Below are 4154 nucleotides of genomic sequence, written 5' to 3' on the forward strand. Positions count from 1 at the left end.
GGTGGGCTGGCGGGCGTTCAGTGCGGCGCGCTCGGCGGCCGGGTCGTCGGCCGCGTCCAGCAGCCGTGAGACCCACGGGGTGTCGACGGTGCCCGGGTTGACGCAGTTCACCCGGATCCCTTCGCGGACGTGGTCGGCGGCCATCGCCAGGGTGAGCGAGAGGACGGCGCCCTTGCTCGCCGAGTACAGCGCGCGCTGGGGCAGTCCGGCGGTGGCGGCGATCGAGCAGGTGTTGACCACCGAGGCCGAGGCGGAGCGGCGCAGGTACGGGAGGGCGGCGCGGGTGGTGCGGACGATGCCGAGCACATTGACGTCCAGGACGCGGTGCCACTGCTCGTCCGGGTTGTCCTCGACCGTGCCGGCGGCGCCGATGCCGGCGTTGTTGACCAGGATGTCGATCCCGCCGAGTGCCTCGGCCGCCGCCTGGACGGCAGCCTGTACGGAGCGGTCGTCGGAGACGTCGGCGGTGAAGCCGCGCAGCGGGGCGCGGACGCCGCTCGGGTCGAGGTCCAGGACGGCGACGTCCGCTCCACGTTCGCCGAGCAGTCGGGCGGTGGCCAGGCCGATGCCGGAGGCACCGCCGGTCACCAGGGCGGTGAGCCCCTCGAGGTCGGTCGTCACGAGTCCTCTCCCTTCTCGCTGCCCGCCAGGTCGGCCGCCCAGAACGCGCCGTCGGGGTAGGTGTAGGTGTCGATGGTGGCCTGGTGCATGGTGGCGGAGAAGCCGGGTCCGGTGGGCGCCCGGTAGTGGCCGGCGTCGATGACGACGGGGTCGAGGAAGTGCTGGTGGAGGTGGTCGACGTACTCGATCACCCGGTCCTGGGTGGTCCCGGAGAGCGCGACGTAGTCGAACATCGACAGGTGCTGGACCAGTTCGCACAGGCCCACGCCGCCGGCGTGCGGGCAGACCGGGACGCCGAACTTGGCGGCGAGCAGCAGGATGGCGAGGTTCTCGTTGACACCGGCCACCCGGGCCGAGTCCAGCTGGAGGACGTCGATCGCGCCGGCCTGGAGCAGCTGCTTGAAGACGACGCGGTTCTGGACGTGCTCGCCGGTGGCGACCTTGATCGGGTGGACCCCGCGCCGAACGGCGGCGTGGCCGAGGACGTCGTCGGGGCTGGTGGGCTCCTCGATCCAGTACGGGTCGAACTCGGCGAGGGCGTTCGTCCACTCGATCGCCTCGGCGACGTTCCAGCGCTGGTTGGCGTCGATCGCCATGCGGATGTCCGGCCCGACGGCCTCGCGGGCGGCGCGGCAGCGGCGGACGTCGTCCTCCAGGTCGGCGCCGACCTTCAGCTTGATCTGGGTGAAGCCGTCGGCCACCGCCTGCTGGGCGAGGCGGGTGAGCTTCTCGTCGCTGTAGCCCAGCCAGCCGGGCGAGGTGGTGTAGGCGGGGTAGCCGCGGCGAACGAGTTCGGCGGCCCGGTCGGGTGCGTCCTGCCTGCCCTTGCGCAGCAGTTCGAGGGCCTCGTCGGGCGTCAGCGCGTCGGTGAGGTAGCGGAAGTCGACCTGGGAGACCAGCCACTCGGGGTCGGCGTCGGCGAGCAGCTGCCACAGCGGCTTGCCCTCGCGCTTGGCGGCGAGGTCCCAGACCGCGTTGACGACGGCTCCGATCGCCATGTGCATCACGCCCTTCTCGGGCCCCAGCCAGCGCAGCTGGCTGTCGCCGATCAGGTCGCGGTACAGGGATCCGGGGTCGGCGCACAGCTCGGCGACGGGGCGTCCGACGATGTGCTCGCTCAGCGCGTCGATGGCGGCGACCTGGACGTCGTTGCCGCGGCCGATGGTGAAGGTGAACCCGTGGCCCTCGTGGCCGCCCGCGGAGGCGCGCAGGACGACGTAGGCGGCGGAGTAGTCGGGGTCGGGATTCATGGCGTCGGACCCGTCCAGCTCCCGTGAGGTGGGGAAGCGGATGTCGTAGGTGTCGACGGCGGTGATCCGCGCCGTGGTTGCGGACAAGGTGGTGCCTTTCACGCGTGGGAGAAGGTCTGGCGCTGGGAGCCGAGGCCGTCGATGGCCAGTTCGACGGTGTCGCCCGCGCGCAGGTAGGGGTTGCCGGGCAGGCCCAGGGCCACGCCGGCCGGGGTGCCGGTGTTGATGACGTCTCCGGGGTTCAGCACCATGTACTGGCTGAGGTACCAGACGATGTGGGCGACGTCGAAGATCATGTTCTTGGTGTTGCCGTCCTGTCGCGTCTCGCCGTTGACGGCCAGACGCAGGCCCAGGGCCTGCGGGTCGCCGGCCTCGTCCGGGGTGACCAGCCAGGGGCCGAGCGGGTTGAAGGTCTCGCAGGACTTGCCGAGGTCCCACTGTCCGGAGTACTCCAGCTGGAACTCGCGCTCGGACACGTCGTTGCTGATCGCGAAGCCCGCGACATGGGCCAGGGCCTGGTCCGGCGAGTCCAGGTAGCGGGCCCGGCGTCCGACGACGACGGCGAGCTCCACCTCCCAGTCGGTCTTCACCGAGCCGCGGGGGATCAGTACCCGGTCGTGGGGGCCGACCACGGTGGACGGGTCCTTCATGAAGACCACCGGCTGGGTGGGGATGGCCGCGCCGGTCTCCTCCGCGTGGTCGCGGTAGTTGAGGCCGATGCAGACGACCTTGCCCGGCCGGGCGACCGGTGCGCCGATCCGCAGGCCGGCCGGGTCGATCGGAGGGAGCTCGCCGGCGGCCAGGGCGGCCCGGACCCGGTCGATCCCGCCGGAGGCGAGGAACGCGCCGTCGATGTCGGTGGTCAGGCCCGTGAGTGCGAAGACCCGGCCGTCGTCGCCGACTGCCGCCGGGACCTCTTCTCCCGCCGGTCCGATCCGCAGTAGCTTCATGCCCTGACTCCCGTCGTAGGTCTGCGGGCCGGGACTCTTCACCGGCCAACACATCGGATGAATCCGTGACGCCCTGACCATACGAGTCTCGTCACACCACCGCAAGAAGTCCTCCGATGTTTACCGGGCCCGTCGACTCGTACGCCATCGAACCATCCCTCAAATCAGCAGCTCAGGGCGGATTTCTCGCATCATCCACGACACGGGGCGGAAACCTGGACGTCACGGTTGAGAATCATCCGAGGTTTCCTCTTGTCAGTCAGATGTCAGGCTCGTATGGTCCTCCTGACCCGCAAGCCATCCGATGACTGTGGGAAGCGCGGTCCGGTCCCGTCTGCCACGGACCGCCGCAACCAGGAACCGGCCTCCCTCCTGGTGAGGGCTGGAAGGGAGGCCGGCTCCCCCGCCCGCCCCGCCCCACCGGGACGGGCCTCGCGCCCCCCACCACGCCGGCTCCACGCCCCCGCACAGTCGGCTCCACGCCCCCCGCACAGGGGAGCACCGGACATCCCAGCCAAGGAGATCAGCACCATGAAGCCTCGCTCCTCCAGAATCGCGGCCACGGCCGCCGCCGTCGTCGTCCTGGCGGGGTTCGCCACGGCCTGCAACCGCGGCAGCGCCTCGGAGTCCGCCGCGGGCGGCAAGCCGGCGCTCGGCATCGACCTGCCGCGTGCGGACTCCGACTTCTGGAACTCCTACGCGCAGTACATCAAGCAGGACGCCGCCACGCAGGGCCTGAACACCCTGCCGGTGAGCAACTCCCAGAACGACGTCACCAAGCTGGTCGCCAACGTCCAGGTGTTCCAGAACACCGGCGCCAAGGCCGTCGTGATGGCCCCGCAGGACACCGGTGCGATCGCCTCCACCCTGGAGCAGCTGTCCGCCAGGAAGATCCCGGTGATCAGCGTCGACACCCGCCCCGACAAGGGGAACGTCTACATGGTGGTGCGCGCCGACAACAAGGCGTACGGCACCAAGGCCTGCGAGTTCCTCGGCAAGCAGCTCGACGGCAAGGGCAAGGTCGCCGAGCTCCAGGGCGCGCTCAGCTCCATCAACGGGCGCGACCGCTCCGAGGCCTTCGCCGCCTGCATGAAGGAGAAGTTCCCCGGCATCCAGGTCATCGAGCTGGCCACCGACTGGAAGGGCGACGTCGCCTCCGCCAAGCTCCAGTCCACCCTGGCCGCCAACCCGGACCTCGGCGGCGTCTACATGCAGGCCGGCGGCGTCTTCCTCCAGCCCACCCTCGCCCTGCTCCAGCAGAAGGGCCTGCTCAAGCCCGCCGGAGAGCCCGGCCACATCGCCATCGTCTCCAACGACGGCATCCCGCAGGAGT

At 70.7% G+C, this 4154-nt stretch carries 4 protein-coding genes; 1 reads left to right on the forward strand and 3 read right to left on the reverse strand.

The window, feature by feature from the left end:
- The 3 genes from VR45_RS27435 to VR45_RS27445 all read right to left on the reverse strand — a co-directional run.
- Positions 1-621: SDR family oxidoreductase (locus VR45_RS27435; protein ID WP_045942526.1), on the reverse strand; the 621-nt coding region annotated here is incomplete at its 3' end.
- Positions 618-1958 (reverse strand): L-fuconate dehydratase, encoded by a 1341-nt coding sequence (locus VR45_RS27440; RefSeq protein ID WP_045942527.1) that lies wholly within the window; start codon positions 1956-1958, stop codon positions 618-620. The genes VR45_RS27440 and VR45_RS27435, both read right to left, overlap by 4 nt.
- An 11-nt stretch (positions 1959-1969) precedes the next feature.
- Positions 1970-2821: a fumarylacetoacetate hydrolase family protein gene (locus VR45_RS27445; protein ID WP_045942528.1), complete on the reverse strand. Its 852-nt coding sequence runs from the start codon at positions 2819-2821 to the stop codon at positions 1970-1972.
- Positions 2822-3352: 531 nt separating this feature from the next.
- Here VR45_RS27445 and VR45_RS27450 point away from each other — a divergent pair.
- Positions 3353-4154 (forward strand): sugar ABC transporter substrate-binding protein (locus VR45_RS27450; protein WP_045942529.1); only part of this gene is annotated, 802 nt, incomplete at its 3' end.

It is taken from the genome of Streptomyces sp. NRRL S-495 (genome assembly GCF_000966955.1).
In the GTDB taxonomy this organism is placed as follows: Bacteria; Actinomycetota; Actinomycetes; order Streptomycetales; family Streptomycetaceae; genus Kitasatospora; species Kitasatospora purpeofusca.